Annotated in this window: 17 protein-coding genes; 11 read left to right on the plus strand and 6 right to left on the minus strand. The window is 73.9% G+C overall.

What is annotated here, in order from left to right:
* Positions 1 to 571 precede the first annotated feature (571 nt).
* Positions 572 to 1924 carry a serine hydrolase domain-containing protein gene (locus ABZ478_RS18595; protein WP_359550603.1) on the minus strand — a complete coding sequence of 451 codons (1353 nt, stop codon included), beginning with the start codon at positions 1922 to 1924 and terminating at the stop codon, positions 572 to 574.
* 103 nt (positions 1925 to 2027) lie between these two features.
* Positions 2028 to 3152: a cytochrome P450 gene (locus ABZ478_RS18600; protein WP_359550605.1), complete on the minus strand. Its 1125-nt coding sequence runs from the start codon at positions 3150 to 3152 to the stop codon at positions 2028 to 2030.
* A gap of 1551 nt (positions 3153 to 4703) precedes the next feature.
* Between ABZ478_RS18600 and ABZ478_RS18605 the strand changes: the two genes are divergently transcribed.
* Positions 4704 to 6851 carry a SpoIIE family protein phosphatase gene (locus ABZ478_RS18605; RefSeq protein ID WP_359550608.1) on the plus strand — a complete coding sequence of 716 codons (2148 nt, stop codon included), beginning with the start codon at positions 4704 to 4706 and terminating at the stop codon, positions 6849 to 6851.
* A 170-nt stretch (positions 6852 to 7021) separates the two neighbouring features.
* Here the strand turns inward: ABZ478_RS18605 and ABZ478_RS18610 are convergent, their stop codons facing one another.
* On the minus strand, positions 7022 to 8497 hold the full coding sequence (locus ABZ478_RS18610; protein WP_359550865.1) for a S1 family peptidase: 1476 nt from the start codon (positions 8495 to 8497) through the stop codon (positions 7022 to 7024).
* A 198-nt stretch (positions 8498 to 8695) separates the two neighbouring features.
* On the opposite strand from ABZ478_RS18610, the gene ABZ478_RS18615 reads away from it, so the two are divergent.
* The 5 genes from ABZ478_RS18615 to ABZ478_RS18635 all read left to right on the plus strand — a co-directional run bounded on the left by ABZ478_RS18615 (position 8696) and on the right by ABZ478_RS18635 (position 15806).
* Entirely contained in the window at positions 8696 to 9109 is a 414-nt protein-coding gene (locus ABZ478_RS18615; RefSeq protein WP_359550610.1) for a PaaI family thioesterase, read from the plus strand.
* Positions 9110 to 9607: 498 nt separating this feature from the next.
* Positions 9608 to 9823 (plus strand): type A2 lantipeptide, encoded by a 216-nt coding sequence (locus ABZ478_RS18620; protein WP_359550612.1) that lies wholly within the window; start codon positions 9608 to 9610, stop codon positions 9821 to 9823.
* A gap of 139 nt (positions 9824 to 9962) precedes the next feature.
* Complete coding sequence (locus tag ABZ478_RS18625) at positions 9963 to 10769, plus strand: HlyD family efflux transporter periplasmic adaptor subunit (RefSeq protein ID WP_359550615.1); 807 nt, start codon at positions 9963 to 9965, stop codon at positions 10767 to 10769.
* On the plus strand, positions 10766 to 12988 hold the full coding sequence (locus tag ABZ478_RS18630) for an NHLP family bacteriocin export ABC transporter peptidase/permease/ATPase subunit (RefSeq protein WP_359550617.1): 2223 nt from the start codon (positions 10766 to 10768) through the stop codon (positions 12986 to 12988). Before ABZ478_RS18625 ends, ABZ478_RS18630 begins: the two co-directional genes overlap by 4 nt.
* A 1-nt stretch (position 12989) precedes the next feature.
* Entirely contained in the window at positions 12990 to 15806 is a 2817-nt protein-coding gene (locus tag ABZ478_RS18635; RefSeq protein WP_359550619.1) for an NHLP bacteriocin export ABC transporter permease/ATPase subunit, read from the plus strand.
* 26 nt (positions 15807 to 15832) lie between these two features.
* On the opposite strand, the gene ABZ478_RS18640 is transcribed toward ABZ478_RS18635, so the two are convergent.
* Entirely contained in the window at positions 15833 to 16360 is a 528-nt protein-coding gene (locus ABZ478_RS18640; protein WP_359550621.1) for an SRPBCC family protein, read from the minus strand.
* A gap of 186 nt (positions 16361 to 16546) precedes the next feature.
* Between ABZ478_RS18640 and ABZ478_RS18645 the strand changes: the two genes are divergently transcribed.
* From ABZ478_RS18645 to ABZ478_RS18660, 4 genes are all read left to right on the plus strand, one after another.
* Positions 16547 to 16714, plus strand: a complete 168-nt coding sequence (locus ABZ478_RS18645; RefSeq protein ID WP_359550623.1) for a hypothetical protein — start codon at positions 16547 to 16549, stop codon at positions 16712 to 16714.
* Positions 16715 to 16860: 146 nt separating this feature from the next.
* The gene (locus tag ABZ478_RS18650; protein WP_359550625.1) at positions 16861 to 17874 is read left to right on the plus strand and encodes an iron-containing redox enzyme family protein; all 1014 of its coding nucleotides are present in this window, start codon (positions 16861 to 16863) and stop codon (positions 17872 to 17874) included.
* Between the two features lie 22 nt (positions 17875 to 17896).
* The gene (locus tag ABZ478_RS18655; RefSeq protein WP_359550628.1) at positions 17897 to 18550 is read left to right on the plus strand and encodes a HemK2/MTQ2 family protein methyltransferase; all 654 of its coding nucleotides are present in this window, start codon (positions 17897 to 17899) and stop codon (positions 18548 to 18550) included.
* On the plus strand, positions 18531 to 18728 hold the full coding sequence (locus ABZ478_RS18660) for a CDGSH iron-sulfur domain-containing protein (RefSeq protein ID WP_359550630.1): 198 nt from the start codon (positions 18531 to 18533) through the stop codon (positions 18726 to 18728). The genes ABZ478_RS18655 and ABZ478_RS18660 overlap by 20 nt, the downstream gene beginning before the upstream one ends.
* A 232-nt stretch (positions 18729 to 18960) precedes the next feature.
* Here the strand turns inward: ABZ478_RS18660 and ABZ478_RS18665 are convergent, their stop codons facing one another.
* On the minus strand, positions 18961 to 19389 hold the full coding sequence (locus tag ABZ478_RS18665) for a protease inhibitor (protein WP_359550632.1): 429 nt from the start codon (positions 19387 to 19389) through the stop codon (positions 18961 to 18963).
* A 437-nt stretch (positions 19390 to 19826) separates the two neighbouring features.
* Between ABZ478_RS18665 and ABZ478_RS18670 the strand changes: the two genes are divergently transcribed.
* Positions 19827 to 20996 (plus strand): lactate 2-monooxygenase, encoded by a 1170-nt coding sequence (locus ABZ478_RS18670; RefSeq protein ID WP_359550634.1) that lies wholly within the window; start codon positions 19827 to 19829, stop codon positions 20994 to 20996.
* A gap of 46 nt (positions 20997 to 21042) precedes the next feature.
* Here ABZ478_RS18670 and ABZ478_RS18675 read toward each other — a convergent pair whose 3' ends face one another.
* Positions 21043 to 22773, minus strand: a complete 1731-nt coding sequence (locus ABZ478_RS18675; protein ID WP_359550636.1) for an RICIN domain-containing protein — start codon at positions 22771 to 22773, stop codon at positions 21043 to 21045.
* Positions 22774 to 23066: the final 293 nt, after the last annotated feature.

A 23066-nucleotide genomic window follows, 5' to 3' on the forward strand; every position in this document is an offset into this window, starting at 1 on the left:
CACCGGGCCGGCGGGCGGCTCACCGGATCCGGTGGGTGGGCCACCCGGCGGGCGGCCCGCCGTCGAGTCCGGTGGGAGGGCCGGAGGTCCAGGCGCCGGAACCCCTCGGTCCGGTGTCCTGGCGGCCCGACCCGCCGAACCGATGGCCGGCCCACCGGCTCCGGCACCATGCCCTCCGGCTCCGGCACCCGGCCCTCCGGACCCGGCGGCGCGTCCACCGGCCGGCCCGGCCGGAACCGCTCGGGCCGCCGACCGGTGCCGCCCGGTTCGGACCACAGGCTCGGCCGACACGCCCGTCGCCGACACGCCCGTCACCGGAAAGGCCCGTCGCCGGAAGGGCCGTCGCCGGAGGGCCCGTCACCGGATGAGCCGGGCACGGCCGCCCCGGCGGGCCGGTGCGGCCCCTCCGCGGGTCCGGCGGGGCATCACCGGAGTCCCGGAGTACCGGCCGGATCGGCGGCGCTGACCGGCCGGACACGGATCGGCCGCGTCCGCCCGCCGGTGCCGGCGCCCCTGGCGACGGCCACCGAGCCTGGCGGACTCGGAACCGGGTGCCGGTGGCGACCGTGGCTCAGCCGTCGTCCATACGGCGCGCCGTGCGTCCGGATATCTGGACCCGGTCGACCCGGCCGGTGGCCGGATCCCGGTGGAACCGGCCTCCCGGTTCGAGGCGCCCGGTGGCCGGATCGCGCAGATCGCAGGAGAGGTCGGCGTAGCAGACCAGCGGAAGGGGCAGGTCGCCGTCCACCGACAGGGCCGGCGTGCCGTCCGGTCCGGGCTCTATGCGGTAGGTCGTGGTGCCGTTGCGGTAGGTGCCCGCGCAGTCGGGCAGGTGGACGGCCCCGCCCCGGTCCACGACGTCCGTTCCGGCGGGCACCCGGATGCCGGCGAGCCGGCCCAGTTCCTCGGCCAGGTCGCGCCAGAGCGCGGTGGCGCCCCCGGCGTTGCCCGTGAAGGCGACCACCACGCCGCTCTCCGGGTCGGCCCGCAGATGGCAGGACGTGCCCTGGGCGTTTCCGTCATGTCCGCACCAGACCCGGCCGTCCCTCTGGTACAGGGCGAGCCCGGTGCCCCAGCCGTCGGCGAGCGTGCCCGGACGGGCGGCGGTCTCGGCCCGGCGCATCTCCTTGACGACGGCGGGCGGCAGCAGGTCCGAGCGGCCGGTCAGCGCGTTGCCGAACGCGGCCAGGTCCCGGGCGCTCGCGAGCAGCGCACCGGCCGGCGCCTCCAGCGGCGCCAGGTTCTGGCGGGCCGGAACGGCCTGCCCGGTGGCGGTGTTGACGGCGTGTCCCGCGGCCACCGGACGGACGGGCGAGGCGTCGCCGACGAACGCGGGCAGGACGTCGAGGGCTTCGAGGAGCAGCGCCCGGACGGCCTCGGACCACGGCATGCCGGTCACCGTCTCCACCAGCCGTCCGGCGGCCACGTACCCGGCGTTGGAGTAGGAGAAGTCGGTCCCCGGCGCGAACAGCAGGTCACGGTCGGTGCAGACGGTCGTCAGGTAGCGCGCGGCGGTGGTCGCGGCGGCGGTGTCGGAATCGGGTCCGGTGGGCAGTCCGGCGGTGTGGCTCAGCAGTTGACGGACCGTCACCTCGGGTGTGTCGCGGAGTTCGGGGAGGTGCTCGGCCGCGGGATCGTCCAGGTCGAGGTCGCCGTCGTCGGCCAGGAGCATGACGAGGGCGGCGGTGTAGGGCTTGGTGAGCGATCCCAGCGGGACCGCGGTGTCCGCGGTGAAGGGGCTGCCGGTCGTGACGTCGGCCGTACCGGTGTGCACGGTGACGACGTCGGCGCCCGTGTCCAGGGCTAGTTGGGCGCCGGGCACCCGGTGGATCCGGGCGAGGGCGTCGAGGCGGCTCTGTAATTCCCGGTGCAACAGGGACGGCGTCCGGGAAGCGGCCGGAGCGGCGGGGGTGGTGTACGGCATGAGAAGGGGACTCCCGTTGAGTGGGTCTCATGTGCGGGTGTTGCCGGTCCGGCCCGCACGAGCGGTGTGGGGGCCGGCCCGGGACGCCTCGGGCGCCGGGGAGCTACGGTCTGCCGACCTCGACGGGCAGCTGCCGTACGCCGACGATGACGGCCGGGTTCTGGTGGACGACGTCCTCGTAGGAGGGGATCACCAGCGCGCGGAATCGTTCATGCAACTTGTGAAGAGCGATTCGCGCCTCCAGCCGGGCCAGCGGCGCGCCGAAGCAGAAGTGGATGCCGTGCCCGAAGGTCAGATGCGGATTCGGGCTCCGGGTCACGTCGAAGACGTCGGGTGCGGCGAAGCGGGAGGGGTCCCGGTTGGCGGCGCCCAGATGCGCCATCAGCATCGTGTCGGCCGGGATCTCGTTGCCCCCGAGGACCACCGGCCGGGTGACCCGGCGGCCCAGCTCCGGGAAGGGCGGCAGCCAGCGCAGCACCTCCTCGACGGCGGCCGGGATGCCGGCCGGGTCGGCGCGCAGCGCGGCGTCGGTGGCGGGGTGCCGGTCGAACATGACGACCGCGTTGCCCAGCAGCGCGGTCGTGGTGATGTGCCCGGCCACCAGCAGCAGGGCCACGAAGCCCACCATCTCCTGGTCGGCGAGACGGACGCCGTCCACCTCGGCGGCGATGAGTCTGCTGGTGAGGTCGTCGCCGGGGTCGGCACGGCGGGCGCGGATGTGCTCCAGCATGTAGCCGTTCATCTCGCGCACGGTGGGGGCGATGGCTTCCAGCGCCCGCTCGAGGTCGGCCATGTCGGGCGCCTCGCCGAGCTGGTCGCCGCCGAACAGGACGCTCGCCCACTCCTGGAAGAGCCGGTGTTCCTCGGCCGGGATGCCGAGCAGTTCGGCGATCACGATGATGGGCAGCGGATAGGCCAGCGCGTCGACCAGGTCGAACCGGTCGCGGTCGGCGACGGCGTCCAGCAGCCGGTCGCAGACGGCCTCGATGCGGGGGCCGAGTCCCTGCACGACGCGCGGGGTGAACGCCTGGCTCACCAGGGTGCGGAGCTTGCGGTGCTCCGGCGGGTCCATGCCGACGAAGTTGCCCCTGGTGAAGGTCTCGAAGTCGGGCTGGGTGGGGGCCAGGGCGGAGAGGTCGGAGGAGTACGTCGCCGGGTCGGCGAGCACGGTGGACACGGTCTCGTGGTCCAGCACCTGCCAGACCCGCTGCGTCTCGTCGTACCGCACGGATCCGGCCTCGCGTAAGCCGCGCCAGCGGTCGGGTAATCCTTCCAAGAGAAGGCGTTCCCCCGTCACTTGCTCAGTTGTCACCTTTTCTCCTTGCTTGCGGGTGGCGCGTGCGGGCATGGCGGAGTCACGCGCGCTGGGGCGTGGTGCACCCGGGCGGTCGGGGCCGCGGGCGGTCGGGGGCACGGCTGTGCCGTCGTGTACGGAACATCGGACGAGAGCGGCGCGCGGCCGGCGAGGCCCTCCGCACGCAAGGCGGCACGTACAGCCGGCGTCGGTTCCGTGCGGAGCCGGTCCTCGGCCCTCAGCACATGCGGTGCGGAACACGGCCGCCGCACGGCCGGCCCCTGCTCCGGCTCCACAGCGAGCCTCGTCTTGCGACGCACATTTCCGACATCACCCATCCCCCTCGGCGATACCTCCCGCGCAGCGATCGCGCGGGACCCTCCCGGCTCCTGAACGGGCAGTGAGGCTCCCAGCCTCCGGCCGTCCGAAACGAGGTGTGAATATACGCACTCGCAGCCCATGCCGCCCGACGATTGGCATGACGTGCGCGGCACGACACCTTCGTTTCCATGAAACTCGGCCACAGTCTTCACGGCGAGTCACAAGCAAGCAACCCCCTGAAGTTGAACGGAGCGTACTCTGCCGGTGCTTTTGCGTCACTGCTCGGCCACTTCGCGCCGCCCCCCGCACGCGAGGGCCGGGCGAACGTCGCACCGCGTGTGCCCCGGCCCCGCAGACGTAAACCGCACGCGTCGGAAAAGAAATCCGCCGGTGCGCCGGCGGACACGCCGACCGCCTGTCGGCCACGCCCGGCCGGCGCCGGCCCGGCCGTCCGGCGGACCGGTCGGCACCCCTCCTGAACTGGGATGATGATACGACTGACATACGCTTCAGGGTCCGTCGGCGGGGCGGTGTCGCGACACGCCGTGCCGAGCGCCACCCACGGCCGGCACGCACCGCGGCGGGCACCGCGCCGCCGTCACCCGTTCGACCGCTCAGGAGGCGGGACAACGCGCCCTGCGCACAGATTCGGCCATCATGGCGCGACGGGGGCGCACTTGGCGCACTGGCACATCGCCCGTGCTTCTCCCGGCGAGCCGCGCGTCCCGGCCGGGGACCGCGACACGCCCGAACAAGGCGGGTCGGGACGCGGCAGCCTCGCGGAACGCACGCCCGGCCCGCGGCGGCGCACGATGGGGGAACGCCCGTGCGCCGCGGCCGGACGGCACCTGAGGCCGCCAAGGCGCCCGGCGCGACGGCCCGGCCACCTCGCCCACCATCCCGGGCCGACGCCCGGCCACCTCGCCCTCCGTCCCGGGCACCTCCCCCTCCGTACCGGCTCTCCCCCGGCACCTCGCCCGCCGCCCCGGCTCACGCGCCCCGGCCGGCGCCGGCGCATGGAGACGACCGGCCGGGGTAAACGAAGGCATCCGCCGCGCCGGGACGGGAGCGGGGTCTCGGGGACGTTCGCCGTGCGCGCGGCGCCCCCACGGGGCAGCCTTGATCCCGGGAGGCGACGCGCGGCCGTACGAGGAGGTGGTCGGCGTGCCCGACGGGCCAGGGGCCGGGCGGACACCGGAGGTGGCCGGCACATCGGCCGGCCGGCCGCTGCTGTCGCTCGCGCTGGCCGCGATGCTGGAGGACCTGCGCGCCCACTCCGGCGCGGTCTACCTGCTGCGTCACTCCGAGCCGGTGCTGGAGATGGCGGTCATGGCGGGCATGCCCCGCGCGTTCGCGGCGCCGTGGGAGCGGGTCGGGGTGCACGCGCCGATCCCGGTGGCGGACGCGGTGCGCGAGCGCCGGCTGGTGTGGGTGAGCGGCGAGGAGGAGATGGCGCGCCGCTATCCGCGCATCTCGGTGGTGCTGCCGTACCCGTTCGCGCTGGCCGCGGCGCCGGTGGCGACGGCCGACACCGTGTTCGGCGCCGTGTTCGTGACCTGGCCCGGGGTGCATCCGCCGGAGCTGTCCGACCCGGAGCGGGAGAGACTGACCGCCGGCTGCGAACGGCTGGCGCTGCGGCTGGCCCGGGCCGCCGAGGAGAACCTGACGCTGCTTCCCGAGGCAGATCTGCTGGCGGCGCCGGTGTCGGGGGTGGCGGGCACGCTGGGCTCGGTGGAGGCGGCGCGGATGGTGGCCCGGCTGCCGTACGGGCTGGTGTCGCTGGACCTGCACGGCCGGGTCGGCTTCGTCAACGCGGCGGCCGCCGAGCTGCTCGGCAGGCCCGCGGCCGAACTCCTGGGCACGCAGCCGTGGGTGTCGGTGCCCTGGCTGAACGACCCGGTGTACGAGGACCGCTACCGGGCCGCGCTGATCAGCCAGCAGGTGGCGTCGTTCGTGGCGCTGCGCCCGCCGGGCGAGTGGCTGTCGTTCCGGCTGTACCCGAGCACGACCGGGCTGAGCGTGCGGATCACCCGGGCCCGGGCGGTCGCGGAGATCACCCGGGAGGCGCCGCAGCCGGCGCCGGGACCGGGACCCTCCCGGCTGGTGACGATCTCTCAGGTGCTCAGCCTGGCCGGGGCGCTGACCGAGGCGGTCGGGGTGCACGACGTGGTGCAGATGGTCGCCGACGAGGTGTCCCCCGCGGTCGGCAGCCAGGCGCTGGTGATCCTCGGCTCCCAGGGCGGGCGACTGCACGTGCTGGGGCACCGCGGGTACCCGGACCCGCATGTAGTGGAGCGTTTCAACGGCCTGCCGCTGAGCGAGCGCACCCCGGGCACCCACGTCCTGAGCAGCGGCGTGCCGGCGTTCTTCGAGACCCAGGAGCAGTTGGAGCGGCTGTACCCCAGCCGGCAGCGGACCCCGGACGGCTACGCGGCCTGGGCGTTCCTGCCACTGATCGCGTCCGGACGGCCGGTGGGCACCTGTGTGCTGGCCTACGCCGAACCGCGGGTCTTCCCCGCCGACGAGCGGGCGGTGCTGACGAGCCTCGGCGGTCTCATCGCGCAGGCGCTGGAGCGCGCCCTGCTGTACGACGCCAAGCACCGGCTGGCGCAGGGGCTCCAGGAGTCCCTGCTGCCGCACTCGCTGGCGAGCCTGCCCGGCATCGAGGCGGCCGCCCGGTATCTGCCGGCCACCCAGGGCATGGAGATCGGCGGCGACTTCTACGACCTGGTGCCGACCGGGCCGCGGGCGGCGGCGGTGATCGGGGACGTACAGGGCCACAACGTGACGGCGGCCGCGCTGATGGGACAGATCCGCACCGGGGTCCGTGCCTACACCACGGTGGGGCAGCCGCCCGAGGAGGTGATGAGCAGCACCAACCGGCTGCTCATCGACCTCGGCGCCGAACTGTTCGCGAGCTGCCTGTACCTGCGCCTGGATCCGGCCCGGGGCCGGGCCGTGATGGCCCGCGCCGGGCATCCGCCGCCCCTGCTCAGGCGCCCGGACGGCCGGGTGCGGGTGCTGGACCTGGCCGGCGGCCCACTGCTGGGCATCGACGCCTCCGCCACGTACCCGACGACCGAGGTGTCCCTGACGCCCGGCTCGGTCCTCGCGCTGTACACGGACGGTCTGGTGGAGTCGCCCGGTGTGGACATCGAGGACTCCCTGGTCGACCTGGGCGCGCTGCTCGGCGAGGTGGGCGGCCGGCCGCTGGAGGAGCTGGCCGACGAACTGGTGCGGCACAGCGCGGCGGCGCGCAAGCGGATGGACGACGTGGCGGTGCTGCTGCTCAGGGCCCACGACTGCGGCTGAGCCGCGCTCGCCGTGCCGGCGGCCGGGTCCCCGGTGCCGGGACGGCCGTGGTCCGGCCCTCCCGCCGGAGGGCCGGACCGTCCCCGGCCGGCCGGAACCGCTGTGGGCCGGTCAGGGAGTCGTGGTGCGGCTCGGTGGTCCCGGCACGGCTCGGCGGGACCCGGTGAGGGTCAGTGGGACCCGGTGGCCGAGGACGACCCGTCGCCCGCGCCGGACCCGTCACCGGCGCCGGCGCCCTCGCCCGTACCGCTCTGGTCGCCGCCCGCCGTGGCCGACGGGTCGGCGCCGCCGCCGATCTGGTCGCCGCCCGCCTGGTCACCGGTGCCCGAGCCGTCGCCGGCACCCGCCTGGTCACCCGCGCCCGCACCGGCCTGGTCACCGGCACCCGCCTGGTCACCCGCGCCGGCACCGGCCTGGTCACCGGCACCCGCCTGGTCACCCGCGCCGGCCTGGTCACCCGCGCCGGCGCCCGACTGGTCCCCCGCGCCCGCCTGGCCGCCCGCACCGTTGCCGCCGTCGCCGAGGGTGGCGCCGGTGGCCTGCAGGGCTGCGGTGACCGGCTGGAAGAAGGTCTCGCCGCCGCTGGTGCAGTCACCGCTGCCGCCGGAGGTGAGGCCGACCGCGCCGCCGTCCTGGGTGAACAGGGAGCCGCCGCTGTCGCCCGCCTCGGCGCAGACGTTGGTCTGGATGAGGCCGGTGACGGTGTCGACGCCGTTCGGGTCGGTCTCGCTCTGGAAGTTGACGGTGGCGTCGAGGCCGGTCACCTGACCGTTGTGCAGCCCGGTGGTGGAGCCCATCCGGAACACGGTCTGGCCGACCGTGGCGTCCGCCGCCTGGTTGATCTGCACCGTCTGGCCGTTGCCCGCGTTGACCTCGCTGGGTGCCTGGGTGTTCGGGTCGTCGTACTTGACGAGCGAGAAGTCGCCCTCGCCGGGGAAGGTGGCCTGGTCCACGGTGGCGATGGGCTGCCCGTTCTGGGAGTCGGACCACTGCTTGGCCGCCACCCCGCAGTGACCGGCCGTCAGGAAGGCCGGGCTGCCGTCGGAGGCGGTGACGTTGAAGCCGAGGGAGCAGCGCACGTTGCCGCCCTGCACCTGGGAGAAGATGGCGTCGCCGCCCGAGACGAAGGTCTTGAAGGAGCCGGCGGACCTCTTCAGGGTGGCCATGCCGGAGCCGAGACCGCGCACGGTCGACTGGACCCGGTCCCACTTGGCGCCGGTGACGGTGGAGTCGGCGGTGACCACGACCTTGTTGGTGCGCGGGTCGACGGCCCAGGCGGTGCCCGGGACGGTGGCCCTGCTCTTCAGGGTCCGTGCGGCGGACTGCAGTTCGGCGGTGCTGTTGTCGACCTGGCGTACGGCCGCGCCGGCCTTCTCCGCCTGGACGATCACGTTCTCGTCGCCGCTGACCACGTTGACGACGAGCTGCTGCTTGGAGCTGTCGTAGTAGGACCCGGCGAGGGCGTCGCCGAGCGCCTTCTGCAGCTGCGCGGCGAGATCCGAGGCGTCCGCGGCCTTCAGGGTCCTGGCGGTGCCTGCGGTGCCCGAGGCCTTGTCCTGGGAAGCGTTGGCGTTGGGCAGCAGGAGGGCCGCCGCGCCGAGCGCCGCGACACCGCCCACCGCTATCGCGGCCTTGCGCTTGGGCATTCGCTTGTGACTCAAACTTCTCGACCTCCTGGGGACGGGGAGTCTGCCGCTGTCGGGCAGTCGTTCGGGGCGCCTGGATGGCAACAGGTACGGGCGGGTCACGCGGTGCGTTCAATTCCGGTTGCCGACTCCCGTGCCACGGCGGTGAATCGGCCACGTCGCGCGTGTCGTGGCGCCGGGGCGGGAACAATCGCCCACATGACGATGACCATCGCCGAAGCCGACAAGATCCTCTCCACCTGCTTCGCCCCCTGGGTCCTCGAACTGAGGCTGGTGGTGGAGTCGTTGGGCGAGGACCGCGCGGTGCTGCGGCTGCCCTGGTCGGAGCGGCTGGCCCGGGAGGGCGGCGGGCTGTCGGGGCAGGCGCTGATGGCGGCGGCCGACACGGCCACGGTGATCGCGGTCTCGGCCGCGCGGGGCGGCTTCGTGCCGATGACGACCGTGCAGCAGTCGACGTCCTTCCAGCGCGCGGTGACCGGTTCGGACGTCCGGATCGAGGCGGTGCTCACCAAGCTGGGCCGGCGGACGGCGTTCGCCGACATCACGCTGGGCGACGCGGAGTCGGGCGCGCTCGCGGCGCGCGCGAGCACGGTCTACGCGCTGCTGGGCTGACGGTCCGTGCGTTCCCGGGCCGGTACTCCGCGCGCCTCCGGATCGGCACACTCGGCTACCGACCGGTAACGGTCAGTTCCGTACACGTACCGGAATCCCTGCTTCAGGGAATCTGCACATCGAATGCCCAAGCACGTCACCGCCGCCGCCGTATCTGCACATTCGCGCGCCCCCCGGGTACGCCTTTGGCGCGGAGTGCCGGATTCGCCGCCCGGCGGGCAAGGACATGGCCGCGCCGATGCCGTGCGGCATGTGAAGGAGTGGCCTACACGGCGTGCGCAAACCTGCACCGTTGAGCCCCTTGGCGCGCCAAGTGCCCAGGTGAGAAGCCTGTTTGATTGGAAGCCAGCGCTGCGGGCGTGCTTTGATCCTTCGCACCGCGGGCATTCCCCGGGCTTCCGGAAACGGAGGTTCGCAGCTCGCGGTCGCGGCCGTCCGTCTGTCCCCAGAGGGGGCCGCTTCCCCCTTATGAATATCCATACGAAGGGAAGTTCCACCATGAACTCCACCCCCCAGGTTGAGACCGTCGAGATCTCGGACGCCGAGCTGGACAACGTCTCCGGCGGTCTGTCCGTGAACGCCCTCAACACCGCCACCGGCGCCCTGAACGGCATCGCCCCGGTCGCCGGCCTGGTGGACACCGCCGTCGGCACCGTCGAGGGTGTCACCGGCCTGAACACCGCCCCGGTCACCGGCCTCGTCGCCGGTCTCTGATCGCACCTCGGTGTAACCGAAGTCCCGGAGCCGCCCCCCGGCTCCGGGACTCTCGGGTGCCCGCACCGGACCGACGGTCCCGCCGCGGCACCCGCGGTCTCGTCGTAAACGATGTCTCTCCTCGGGTGAGGGAAGTTCCGTGCAGTTCCGCCAACAGGCCCTCGCCAAGCTCCAGTCGCCGGAGGAGCTGGACCTTCCGGTGCGGCTGGCCCGCCCCCAGGGCTGGCTCGCGCTCGGCGTCACCGTCGTCGTCATGGCGGCGGCCTCCGTGTGGGCGGTGACCGGTTCGGTCGCCTCCACCGTCGCCGCGCAGGCCGTCCTGACCCACGGGCAGGGCAGTTACCTGCTGCAGAGCCCCGTGGCCGGCCAGGTCACGGCCGTGCTCGCGAAACAGGGCGAGCGGCTGCCGGCCGGCGCGCCCGTCCTCAAGGTCCGCACGGGCCAGGGCGACACGGTGGTGCGCACCGTCGCCGCGGGCCGGATCACCGCGCTCGCCGCCACCATCGGGCAGATCGTCCAGACCGGCGCCGACGTGGCCTCCGTGGAGAAGATCGCCCACACCTCGGACCCGCTGTACGCGACCGTGTACGTCCCCGCCGAGAACGCGGCCGCCATCCCGGCGCACGCCCCGGTCGACCTGACCGTGTCCTCCGTGCCGACACAGCGGTACGGCGTGCTGCGCGGGCATGTGAAGTCGGTGGACCGTGCCGCGCAGTCCCCGCAGTCGATCGCCGCGTTCCTCGGCGACAGCCAGCTCGGCGAGCAGTTCACCCGGAAGGGCCGCCCGGTGGCGGTGCTGGTCGCACTGGACAGGTCGGCGTCGACGAGGAGCGGTTACCGCTGGTCGTCCGCGGAGGGGCCGCCGTACCGGCTCGACTCCATGACCCTCGCCTCCGGTTCGATCAAGCTGGCCGACCAGCGTCCCGTCGATTGGCTGCTCCCGTGACCACGCAGACGGAATCCCGCGGCCGCAGACGGGCCGCCCCGGCCCGCAGGCCCGTCCCCAAGCCCCGCGGCGGCACCGTCCGTACGCCCACCGTGCTCCAGATGGAGGCCGTCGAGTGCGGCGCCGCCTCCCTCGCGATGGTGCTCGGCCACTACGGCCGGCACGTCCCGCTGGAGGAGCTGCGCATCGCCTGCGGTGTCTCCCGCGACGGCTCGCGCGCCAGCAACCTGCTGAAGGCCGCGCGCGGTTACGGGCTGACCGCCAAGGGCATGCAGATGGACCTGGCGGCGCTCGCCGAGGTGAAGGCGCCGGCCGTCCTCTTCTGGGAGTTCAACCACTACGTCGTCTACGACGGCATGGGCCGCCGCTTCGGCCGCCGCGGGGTGTACATCAACGACCCCGCCAAGGGCCGCCGGTTCGTGCCGATGGAGGAGTTCGACGGCAGCTTCACCGGTGTGGTGCTGGTGATGGAGCCGGGCGAGGACTTCACCAGGGGCGGCCGCCGGCCCGGCGTGCTCGGCGCGATGCCGGCCCGGCTGCGCGGCACCGCGGGCACCCTGCCGGCCGCCGTGCTGGCCAGCCTGCTGCTGGTGGCGGTCGGCGCGGCCGTGCCTGCGCTCAGCCGCACCTACATCGACATGTTCCTCATCGGCGGACAGACCTCGCTGCTCGGCGTGCTGTTCGCCTCGATGGCCACCTGCGTCGCGCTCACCCTGGTGCTGACCTGGCTCCAGCAGGCCAACCTGCTGCACGGCCGGATCATCTCCTCCACGCTCTCCAGCGCCCGTTTCCTGCGTCATCTGCTGCGGCTGCCGGTCACCTTCTTCTCCCAGCGCTCCCCGGCCGACCTGGTCCAGCGGCTGCAGTCCAACGACCAGGTGGCCGAGACCCTGGCCCGCGACCTCGCGGCGGCCGGCGTGGACGCCATCGTGGTCGTGCTGTACGCCGTGCTGCTGTACACCTACGACCCGCAGCTGACGTTCGTCGGCATCGGCGTGGCCCTGCTGAACGTGGTGGCCATGCGGCTGGTGGTACGGCTGCGGGCGACCCGGACGGCGAAGCTGCGCGCGGACACCGCCCGGCTCACCAACACCTCGTACTCCGGGCTGCAGCTCATCGAGACGATGAAGGCGACCGGCGGCGAGGACGGCTACTTCCGCAAGTGGGCCGGGCAGCACGCCACCACGTTGGAGGAGCAGCAGCGGCTCGGCGTGCCGAGCGCCTGGCTGGGTGTGGTCGCGCCGACGCTCGCCACGCTCAACAGCGCGCTGATCCTCTGGATCGGCGGCATGCGGGCCGTCGAGGGGCACATCTCGGTCGGTCTGCTGGTCGCCTTCCAGGCGCTGGTCACCCGGTTCACCGCGCCGCTGACCCGGCTCAACGGCGTGGCGGGCCGCATCCAGGACTTCGCCGCCGACGTGGCCCGGCTGAAGGACGTGGAGAACTTCCAGGCCGACCCGCTCTACGCGCGGCCCGGCTCGGGCGACTCCACCCGCCGGCTGCACGGGCACATCGAGCTGGAGAACGTCACCTTCGGCTACAGCCCGCTGGACCAGCCGCTGCTGACCGGGTTCGACCTGACCGTGGGCCCCGGCCGGCAGGTGGCGCTGGTCGGCGGCTCGGGCAGCGGCAAGTCGACGGTGTCCCGGCTGATCTCGGGCCTGTACACGCCGTGGGACGGGGTGATCCGCATCGACGGCCGGCGGCTGGAGGACATCCCGCGTGGCGCGCTCGCCGCCTCTGTGTCCTTCGTCGACCAGGACGTCTTCCTGTTCGAGGGCTCCATCCGCGACAACGTCGCCCTGTGGGACCCGTCGATCCCCGACGAGGCGGTCATCGAGGCGCTGAAGGACGCGGCCCTGTACGACGTGGTGACGCGCCGGCCCGGCGGGATCCACAGCGCGGTCGAGCAGGACGGCCGGAACTTCTCCGGCGGCCAGCGGCAGCGCCTGGAGATCGCCCGGGCGCTGGTGCGCCGGCCGAGCATCCTGGTGCTGGACGAGGTGACCAGCGCGCTGGACGCGGAGACCGAGCTGGTCGTGATGGACAACCTGCGCCGGCGCGGCTGCGCCTGCGTGGTGATCGCCCACCGGCTGAGCACGGTCCGCGACAGCGACGAGATCGTCGTACTGGAGCACGGCACGGTCGTGGAACGCGGGCGGCACGAGGAACTGGTGGCGCGCGGTGGCGCGTACGCCGCGCTGGTCAGGGAGCGGTGAGATGACGTCCGTGCACGAAGGCGACCTCGTCCTCGGCGCGCTCGGTTCGCTGGGCACGCGGGTCGACTGCGCCGGTTTCAGCCGGGTGGACCTCGAAGGGCCACAGGTGCTGTGGCTGGTCGCGGCCGGCGCGCTCGACCTGTTCGCGGTGGACGCGGAGCAGCAGGGCCACTGGCACCATCTGGGCCGTCTCGAGGCGGGCGCGCTGCTGCTCGGCCCGGTCGCCGGGCCCCAGCACACGCTGGTGGCCCGCCCGGTGCGGGACTGCGTGCTGCACCGGGTGAACCTGCGCGAGCTGTACCAGCCCGCCCACACCCAGACCTGGTCGTACGACGAGTACGGCACCCCGCAGTACGTGCCGCCCACGACCAGCCCCCTGGAGTACGCCCTCGCCCTCGGCGTGGGCCGTGGGCTGTCCGTCCTCTTCCAGGCGCCGATGGCCGAGGAGCGGACCGCCGCGCCCGCGGACGACGACGTGTTCTGGATGCAGGTGCCGCCGGGCAGCGTGCAGTACGGCTCGCTGTACGGCGCCGAGGCCGCCGCCGATCTGCTGATGGACCCCGCGCTGTGGCAGAGCATGGTCGATCAGCAGTACCGGCTGCTGACCGCGCTGGACCGGTGGATCGAGCAGCTCGAGCGCACCCACGAGACGCGTACGGCGGCCGGGATCAAGGCCGGTGAGGCGGTTCGCGCCCAGGCCGACCGGACGCTGCTGGCCTCCATCGGCCGGCGCTCGGGCCGTCCCGCGACGGCCGCCGACGCCGACGCGAGCTACGCGGCCTGCAAGCTGGTGGCCGAGGCGGCCGGCATCGAGCTGGCCGCACCCGCGCAGAGCGGCACCGAGAGCGAACGCCTCGACCCGGTCGAGCGGGTGGCGCTCGCCTCCCGGGTGCGCACCCGCGCGGTCCGCCTGGACGGCCGCTGGTGGCGGGAGAACGTGGGCCCGCTGGTGGGGCACCGGGCGCTGTCCGGGGCGCCGGTGGCGCTGCTGTGGCGGCGCGGCGGCTATGTGGCCGTGCATCCGGGCACCGGGCGCGAGACGCCGGTGGAGAAGGCGAACGCCGAGGAGTTCGAGCCGCGCGCGGTGATGTTCTACCGGCCGCTGCCCGAGCGGCGGCTCGGTCCGCTCGGGCTGCTGCGGTTCAGCCTGCGCGGCACGCGCGGCGACCTGGGCAATCTGGCGCTCGCCGGGCTGGTGACGGTCGCCATCGGCGCGCTGGTGCCGATCGCCACCGGCAAGGTGCTCGGCGAGTACGTGCCGAAGGCCCAGACCGGCCTGATCGTGCAGGTGTGCCTGGCGGTGATGGTGAGCGGGGTGGTGTCGGCAGCGTTCACGCTGCTGGAGAACCTGACCATCCTGCGCATGGAGGGCCGGATCGAGTCGGCGCTGCAGCCGGCCGTCTGGGACCGGCTGCTGCGGCTGCCCACCCGGTTCTTCACCCAGCGCTCCACCGGTGAACTCGCCAGCGCCGCGATGGGCATCAGCGCGATCCGCCGGCTGCTGGCCGGGACCGGCCCGGTGGTGGCGCAGTCGGTGACCGTCGGCGCGATGAACCTGGGGCTGCTGTTCTGGTACAGCGCGCCGATGGCCATGGCCGCGATCGGCATGCTTGTCGTCATCGCGGCGGTGTTCCTCGGGCTCGGTCTGTGGCAGGTGCGCTGGCAGCGGCGTCTGGTGGTGCTCGGCAACAAGCTGAACAACCAGGCCTTCCAGACCCTGCGCGGCCTGCCCAAGCTGCGGGTGGCGGCGGCGGAGAACTACGCCTACGCCGCCTGGGCGCGCCAGTTCGCGCGCAGCCGGGAGCTCCAGCAGAAGGTGGGCCGGATCAAGAACCTCAGCTCGGTGCTGGGCGCGGTCTACCTGCCGGTGTGCACTCTGCTGATGTTCATGCTGCTGGCGGGACCGGCGCGGGGCGCCATGTCGGCGGCGGCGTTCCTCACCTTCAGCACCTCGGTGACGATGGTGCTGACCTCGGTCACCCAGCTCACCGGTTCCTTCGTCTCGGCGGTGGCGGCGCTGCCCCTGTTCGAGGAGATCAGGCCGGTGCTGGACGCCACACCCGAGGTGCGCACCGCCAGCACCCGCCCCGGCCCGCTGTCGGGCGCCGTCGAGGCCCGCCGGCTGTCGTTCCGGTACGCCGAGGACGGCCCGCTCGTCCTCGACGACGTGTCCTTCGCCGTCCGCCCGGGCGAGTTCGTGGCGGTCGTCGGCCCGAGCGGCTGCGGCAAGTCCACGCTGCTGCGGCTGCTCATCGGCTTCGACCGGCCGGTCTCGGGCAGCGTCCTGTACGACGGGCAGGACCTGGCGGCGCTGGACCAGTCGGCGGTGCGCCGCCAGTGCGGTGTGGTGCTCCAGCACGCACAGCCGTTCAGCGGTTCCATCCTGGACGTCATCTGCGGCACCGAACCGTACACACCGGAGGAGGCGATGGCCGCCGCCGAGCTGGCGGGCCTCGCGGAGGACATCCAGCGGATGCCGATGGGCCTGCACACGATCGTGGCCGGCAACGGCGCGATCTCCGGCGGCCAGCGACAGCGGCTGATGATCGCCCAGGCGCTGATCCGACGGCCGCGCATCCTCTTCTTCGACGAGGCGACCAGCGCCCTGGACAACGACACCCAGCGCACGGTCATCGACAGCACCCGGAAGCTGAACGCCACCCGGATCGTCATCGCGCACCGGCTGTCGACGGTGCTGGACGCGGACCGGGTGATCGTGATGGAGGACGGCCGGGTGATCCAGCAGGGGCCGCCCGCCGAGCTGCTCGCCGACACCGGGGGCCGGCTGCACGAACTGGTGCGCAGGCAGTTGGCCTGAGGCCCGGACCGGCCCGCGCCGAGCGGTCAGTCCAGGCCCGGCACCGGCGCGCCCGACGGCACTCCCGCCGCGACGTAGCCGTCGTAGAACTCCCGCCAGGCCGCGCCCGCCCCGGCGTGCGGTCCCGCGGGGCGCTCGCCGTGCGCCCTGGCGTCCAGGGCGGCCAGGCACACCTCCCAGCCGGCGCCGTTGCGCGCGGCGGCGTCCTGCGCGGTGAGGACGTCGGTGAGCGTGAGCCGGGTGCGCCGGCCGTCCTGCGCCTCCAGGTCGAAGCGGAGTTCGTCGCCGCCCCACTCGAAGGAGAGGTGCCGGGGCGGGTCGGCGGCGAGCACCGTGCCGGTGGACTCCGGCATGTGCGGGTCGCCGCTGAACCGGATGGTGCCCCCGGGGCGCAGGTCCATCTCGGCGCGCGAGGGGAACCAGCCGGCGAGCTCGCCGGGGTCGGTGACCAGCCGCCAGACCCGGTCCGCGGGCAGGTCGTAGGTGCGGCCGAACCGGACGGCCGGGCGGCCGTCGTCCAGGGTCAGGAAGGTGCCGGTGAGGTCGACGGACATGGTGATCGGTCCTCCACTGTGCGGTGCGGGCCCCCCTCGGCGCGTCGAGGCTACCCGTCGGCCCTCCGGCGCGTCCCCGCGCCGTGCGTGGGAGGGGCCTTCCTCGCGGGCCCGCGCCGGGGCGCTTGAGACGGCGCCGACGGGTAACCCGTAGTGGATCAAGTCGAGGCGACGGAAGGAGACGCCATGCCGGGCGGGAACGACCAGGGGAAGAAGCCCGAGACGGCCCTGGAGGAGGTGCTCCGCGAAGCCGAGGAGGCCGAGCGGCACGGCGAGGACGAGCGGAGCCGGGGCGAGGCGGCGGACGCCATCACCCCCAGCACCGGAGCACAGGAGCGCTCCGAGGGGGACTGAGCGCCGTCCGGCTGTTCGGGCGGAGCGCCCACGGGGTGCTCCGCCGGCGCCCGGGCCACCGCGTGCGGGTTCGCGGCCATGGCGCGGCCGGTCCGAGGGTGCGATTGATCACTAGTGCTTTCATCGCGCCCGGGTACCCGGCCGTCATGAACCACCACCTGCGAGGACCCGAGCTGCCCGCGCCGCGCGGGCCCCTGTCCGCCGGCGTCACCGCGTGTCTGCGCGGCACCGGCCCGCTGCCCGACTCCTCTGGCGCGGCTGCCGCCGACCCCTACGGCGACGATCTCCAGCTCGCCCTGTACCTGTGCTACGAGCTGCACTACCGGGGCTTCGCCGGGGTCCGCCCGGAGCTCGAGTGGGACCCCGGGCTGCTCGCGCTGCGGGGCGCGCTGGAGGACCGCTTCCTGTCCGCGCTGCGCGCCGATACGCCGGTGCACGACAGCCTCGACGAGGCCCTGGCCGCCCTTCTGGTCGAGCCGGCCGAGGGCACGGGCGTCACGCACTTCCTGCGCGACGAGGGCGAGCTGTGGCACCTGCGCGAGTACGCGGCACAGCGTTCCCTGTACCACCTGAAGGAGGCGGACCCGCACGCCTGGGTGCTGCCCCGCCTGTGGGGGCGGGCGAAGGCGGCGATGGCGGCGGTGGAGTTCGACGAGTTCGGCGGCGGGCGGGCCGAGCGGGTGCACGCCCGGCTGTTCGCCGACCTGATGACGGACCTCGGTCTGGACACCGCGTACGGCCGCCACCTGGACGCGGCCTGCGCCGAGATGCTCGCCGTCGTCAACCTGATGTCGCTGTTCGGGCTGCACCGCCGGCTGCGCGGGGCCCTGGTGGGCCATTTCGCGGATGTGGAGATCACCTCCTCGCCCGGTTCCCGCCGGCTGGCCGAGGCGATGCGCCGCACCGGTGCCGGGCCGGCCGCCGAGTTCTTCTACGACGAGCACGTCGAGGCGGACGCGGTGCACGAGCAGGTCGTCCGCCACGACGTGATCGGCGGGCTGCTGGCGGAGGAGCCCGAGCTGGCGGGCGACATCGCCTTCGGCGTCGACGCCACCGAGTTCCTCGAGGAGCGGCTGGCGCGGCGGCTGCTCGGCGAGTGGCGTGCGGGACGGTCGTCGCTCCGTGCTCCGTTTGCCCAGGAAATGGCCCATACATCCTGATGGCGGGGGTACCCGGGCCGACGTGACAGCATGGGTACTTCCGGGCGTGTACGCCCCTCAGGACGACACCGCCTTGCTGGCCGAGGCACTGGACGAAGAGGCGCCGGCGCCGGACGCGCGGGTATTGGACGTGGGCACCGGAAGCGGTGCGCTGGCCCTGGCTGCCGCCCGGTACGGCGCCGAGGTGACCGCGGTGGACGTGTCCCGGCGGGCGGTGTGGACGGCGCGGCTCAACGCGTGGCTGACGCGGCTGCCGGTGCGGATCCGGCGCGGCAACCTGTTCGGCCCGGTCGCGGACGGGTCGTACGACCTCATCCTGGCCAACCCGCCGTACGTGCCGGCGCCCGGCACCGGGCGCGAGCCGCACGGCCGGTCCCGGGCCTGGGACGCGGGCCACGACGGGCGGCTGCTGCTGGACCGGATCTGCCGGGACGCGCCCGGGCTGCTGCGGCCGGGCGGGGTGCTGCTGCTGGTGCACTCGGCGCTGAGCGGCCCCGAGCGGACCCTGGAACTGCTGCGCGCGGCGGACCTGAAGGCCGCCGTCGTCCGGCGCCGCTGGATCGCGTTCGGTCCGGTGCTGCGCTCCCGGGAGGACTGGCTGCGCCGGAGCGGTCTGCTCACGGCCGCCGACGAGAAGGAGGAGCTGGTGGTGATCCGTGCCGAACGAGCCTGCTGAACGGCCTCGCCGGATCCGGATGCAGCGGAGCGGACCGCTCCTGATGGAGGGCCCGGTGGAGATCGAACTGGAGGACGGCACCACGGTCTCCTCCGACCGCTTCCTGGTCGCCCTGTGCACCTGCCGGCGCAGCCGCCGCTACCCCTGGTGCGACACGAGTCATCGGCGCAAGGCCTGACGTCGGGTGTTCAGTTGAAACCGGTTGTTTTTCGATACCGGTCGTTTTTCGCCGCTCCCCGGAGAGGCCCCCCACGGGCCTGTTCCGGGGAGCGGCTGTGTGCCCGGGAATCCGGCGGGCGGCCCCACTCCGCCCGTCGGTCCCGGTACGAGATCGCAGGTCCCCGCTCCAGGGGCCGCACTCCCCAGTTGCGAGCCTGATCCGGCGTCGCGGGGACCGTACGATCCCGGCTCTAGAACGTGAAGACGCTGCTCATGGCGTCCTTCACGCAGGAGTTGCCGAAGGTGCGCTCGTACGAGACGCGCTTGCCCTGCCAGACACCCTGGACGGTCACCACGACGGGGTCGTAGAGCTTGGTGCACCGCACGTCGTCTCGGCCCTTCAGGGCCGAGATGTCGCCGCCGACGCCGCGCAGTTCGGCACAGGCGTCGATCGCCGCCGGGTGGGTGCCGGAAGCGGTCGGGGCGCAGTTCAGGGTGACGGCGCGCTCGGGGGTGGCCGCGGCCGCGGTCTCGCCGTGGCCGGTGGTCAGCACCAGTGCCGAGGGGGCGTAGAGCGACGACGGGGCGGCGCCCGGTGCAGCGAGGGCGGCCCCGGTCAGGGGTCCGCATACGGCGGCCGTGAGGCCGAGGATCGCTGCCCAGCGCGCGGTGTTCCGCATTGTGTGCATCCTTCCGCTCGAATAGACGGTCGCCCTCCGGCCCGGTCGGCGCCGGAGCGGCGAGCGCCACTCTGCCGAGTCCGCCGGCGAAACACACATCTCACCCACAGCTTTCGGTAACATTGCGTGTTGAAGCAGTGGCGTGAAGTCACGGAATCTGAACGCATCGACCGCATAACTGAGCGGTTCTTGATCGCATCGATCAGCCGAATGGCCGAAAAACACTCTCTCGTTAATCGGCCTGAAACATAACGCCCTGACCCCACGGCGAGCCCTTCACGACCCCTTCACGACTTCTCGCGTTCATGGAGTGTCCGGGGACGCGCGTGCCCCGGCCGCGGCCGAGTCGTCCCCGGTGGGGCCGTCCCGGCCTACCCGCGAGTATCGTCGGCACGCGCTGACGTGGCGGCGTGTGGGGCGAGTGGCGGGAGGGACGGATGGCCAAGCACTGGGCGGACTTCCAGTACGAGATCTACCTGAACGGGATGACGGGTGCCGTGCCCCGGCTGCCCACCGATCTGACCCGGCTGGAGGAGCTCGCCGAACACCGGCTCGGACCGGGCCCGGTGGGCTATGTGGCGGGCAGCGCAGGCGACGGCGGCACCGCCCGCGCCAACCGGGCGGCCCTGGCCCGGCGCCGGATCGTGCCGCGCATGCTGCGCGACGTCCAGGAGCGGGACCTGACGGCCGAGGTGCTGGGCCGCACCCTGCCGGCGCCGCTGGCCCTCGCCCCGGTCGGGGTGCTGTCGATCATGCACCCGGACGCCGAGCCGGCCGCCGCCCGGGCCGCCGCCGCGCAGGGCGTGCCGTTCGTCCTGTCCTCGGCGTCCAGTACGCCGCTCGAGCGGGTGGCGGAGGCCATGGGGGACGCCGAGCGGTGGTTCCAGCTCTACTGGGGCAAGGACCGTGAGGTGACGCGCAGTTTCCTCGCCCGTGCGAAGGCCGCCGGGTTCTCGGTGCTCGTCGTCACCCTGGACACCCCGCTGCTGGCCTGGCGTCCGCGCGATCTGGACCAGGCGTACCTGCCGTTCCTGCACGGGGTGGGCACCGCCAACTACTTCACCGACCCGGCCTTCCAGGCGGGTCTCGCCAAGCCCGTCCACGAGGACCCGAACGCCGCGGTGCTGCACTTCCTCGGCCTGTTCGGGGACGCGAGCCACACCTGGCCCGACCTCGGTTTCCTGCGCGAGCACTGGGACGGGCCGATCGTCCTCAAGGGCGTCCTGCACCCGGACGACGCCCGGCTCGCCGCGGACGCCAGGATGGACGGCGTGGTCGTCTCCAACCACGGCGGCCGGCAGGTGGCGGGCTCCATCGCGGCGGCCGACGCGCTGCCCGGGATCGCGGACGCGGTGGGCGACCGGCTGAGCGTGCTGTTCGACAGCGGGGTGCGCACCGGCGACGACGTGTTCAAGGCGCTCGCCCTGGGCGCGCGGGCGGTGCTGCTCGGCCGGCCGTACGTCTACGGCCTCGGTCTGGACGGGCAGGCGGGCGTCGAGCACGTCGTCCGCTGCGTCCTGGCGGAACTGGACCTCACCCTCGCCCTGTCCGGCCACGCCACACCCGCGACGGTGACGCGCGGCGACCTCGTCGAGGCGGCCGTCTGACCGGCCCGTCCCGCCACCTGGCCGGCGGCGGGACGGGCCGGGCAGGCTACGTACCCGCCCCCGGCAGCGCGGCCGGCCGGGCCGGAGCCTGCCGTGCGAGCCCCGTCGCCCGCCCGTCGGACGGCACCGCGCCGGACCCCTGGGACCCGCCACCGCCGGCGACCGACAGGGAGCCGGGGCTCGCGGACGGCGTGTCGGTACGCCAGCGCTGGGCGGCGGAGTCGTCGCGGACCTTGACGACGACATCGGCGCCCGTCCGGTCCGCGGCCGGGGCGAGGGCGAGGGTCCGGTCCCAGCGGGGCGACAACTCGCCCCGCACGGTGAGGTCGTAGCGCACGTCGTCACCCCGCCGCTCCCCCGCGCCGGCGCACCGGCCGAGGATGACGACGCCCGCGTCGGCGTGCGAGTCCAGACACAGCCGGGGGTCGGCCGCGCTGCGCAGCAGCCCGTCGGCCTCGTACGTCCACTGCTGCGCGGGCGCGGCGGAGCAGGCGGCGAGCACCGCGCCCACGCCCGCCCGGACCTCGCCCCTGACGTCCAGGCACAGGCCGGTGGCGGCGTTGCGCAGCCGGGCGGGCCGGCCGGCCGCGGGCAGGCCCGCCGCGCCGGGCGAGGTGGCGGGCCCGGTCGGGGGCCGGACGCCGGTGCCGGGGGCCGCGTCGGAGGCGACCGGGTCGGTGTGGTCGCCGCCGTCGGGCCAGGCGCTCAGGGCGGCGACGGTCGCGAGCAGCACGGCCGAGGCGACCACGGCCCCCACGAGCAGCGTCCTTGCCGGCCAGCCGGCCGCGGGCATCAGGACCGCGCCGAACGGTCCGGACGCCCTGCCGCGTCTGCGGCGTCCGCCGGAGGCCCGGGCCGGCACCCCGTCCAGCGGCCCGCGCCGTCCGCCGCCGCGTCCCCGTCCGCCGGGTCCCGGGGAGGCGCCGCGGGCACGGGCGGGTCCGGACCGGCCGGGGCGCGACTCCAGGTACCGCCGGGCGCCCCAGCCGAGCACCGCCTCGGCCAGCAGTACGCCGAGGCCGCCCTCGATACGGCCCAGTTGCTCGGCGGCGTGCCGGCAGTACGGGCAGCCGGCGAGGTGCTGCTGAACGTCGGGCAGCAGGGCGCCGCCCCGGCGGATCGGTACGTCCAGAAGGCGGTTGTAATGACGGCAGTCGGAGGTCGGCGCGAGTTCCCGGTGGGCCCGGACACAGCCTTCGCGGAATTTCTCGCGGGCCTGTTCGAGTGCCGCCGCCGCACTGTCGGTGTCCAGACCGAGCAGAGCGGCGGGGATGTTCACCGGTTCGGCCTCGACCTCGACGTGCCACAGCAACGCCTGTTCGAGTCGCGGAAGGCTCTGGAAAGCATGTTCGGAGAGGGCCCGGTTTTCCGGTATCAGGGTCTTCGCGGTCCGCATACCGCGGCCCCCGGCGGGTTTTCGCAAGGCCGGCAGCACGGCGGCCGTCAGATCCGTGCCGGCCCAGTTCTGGACCGTGTCACGGACGGCGACCAGAAGGCGGGGCCGGAGGGCCTCGGCGGTCTCGCCGAGCGCGAGCCGGGCGAGTGCCCGGTGGAAGGCGGCGCCGGTGACCATGTGGGCGAGCGGGCCCGACGTGGCCAGGCAGACGACCGCGTAGTCGTGTGCGGCCGGCCAGTGGCGGGCCATCAGCAGCGCGGTGGACCGGGAGGCCTCCGCGTCGGAACCGGCCCGCAGCGGGGCGGCGAGGAACTCGTCTGACTCCCCGGGGTCGCCGCCGGGCGGTGGATAGGGCGGACGAGGGGGGTGGGGGGTTGGCACTGAGCGGAATCCTTTGATGGGTGTGGTGCGTCGATTGCCGATCGCCGGATACGCGCGCGGGGAGCGGGAATTCACCGGTGCCGGACCGGCCCGGTTCCCAACTACCTTCAGAATCCAGGCGATTACCCCCCGCACCGTGTTTCAACCCTTGCACAACCTCCACACACGGAACAAGGCATTCGTCCGACATCGGCAGCCTTCGGAACGAAGCCGGACGGGTGCCGCCGCGACGGGTCCGCCCCGTCCCTTTCCGCTTTCCGTGCGCCCCGTGTGAACGCACTGCACGCACGGGC

The organism is Streptomyces sp. NPDC005706 (assembly GCF_040631045.1).
In the GTDB taxonomy this organism is placed as follows: Bacteria; Actinomycetota; Actinomycetes; order Streptomycetales; family Streptomycetaceae; genus Streptomyces.

Excerpts from the sequence above, each read along its gene's own strand:
- ABZ478_RS18595 (WP_359550603.1), bottom strand. The coding sequence starts at position 1,924 with ATGCCGTACACCACCCCCGCCGCTCCGGCCGCTTCCCGGACGCCGTCC.
- ABZ478_RS18610 (WP_359550865.1), bottom strand. The coding sequence starts at position 8,497 with ATGCCCAAGCGCAAGGCCGCGATAGCGGTGGGCGGTGTCGCGGCGCTC.
- ABZ478_RS18615 (WP_359550610.1), top strand. The coding sequence starts at position 8,696 with ATGACGATGACCATCGCCGAAGCCGACAAGATCCTCTCCACCTGCTTC.
- ABZ478_RS18620 (WP_359550612.1), top strand. The coding sequence starts at position 9,608 with ATGAACTCCACCCCCCAGGTTGAGACCGTCGAGATCTCGGACGCCGAG.
- ABZ478_RS18635 (WP_359550619.1), top strand. The coding sequence starts at position 12,990 with ATGACGTCCGTGCACGAAGGCGACCTCGTCCTCGGCGCGCTCGGTTCG.
- ABZ478_RS18640 (WP_359550621.1), bottom strand. The coding sequence starts at position 16,360 with ATGTCCGTCGACCTCACCGGCACCTTCCTGACCCTGGACGACGGCCGC.
- ABZ478_RS18645 (WP_359550623.1), top strand. The coding sequence starts at position 16,547 with ATGCCGGGCGGGAACGACCAGGGGAAGAAGCCCGAGACGGCCCTGGAG.
- ABZ478_RS18650 (WP_359550625.1), top strand. The coding sequence starts at position 16,861 with ATGAACCACCACCTGCGAGGACCCGAGCTGCCCGCGCCGCGCGGGCCC.
- ABZ478_RS18665 (WP_359550632.1), bottom strand. The coding sequence starts at position 19,389 with ATGCGGAACACCGCGCGCTGGGCAGCGATCCTCGGCCTCACGGCCGCC.
- ABZ478_RS18670 (WP_359550634.1), top strand. The coding sequence starts at position 19,827 with ATGGCCAAGCACTGGGCGGACTTCCAGTACGAGATCTACCTGAACGGG.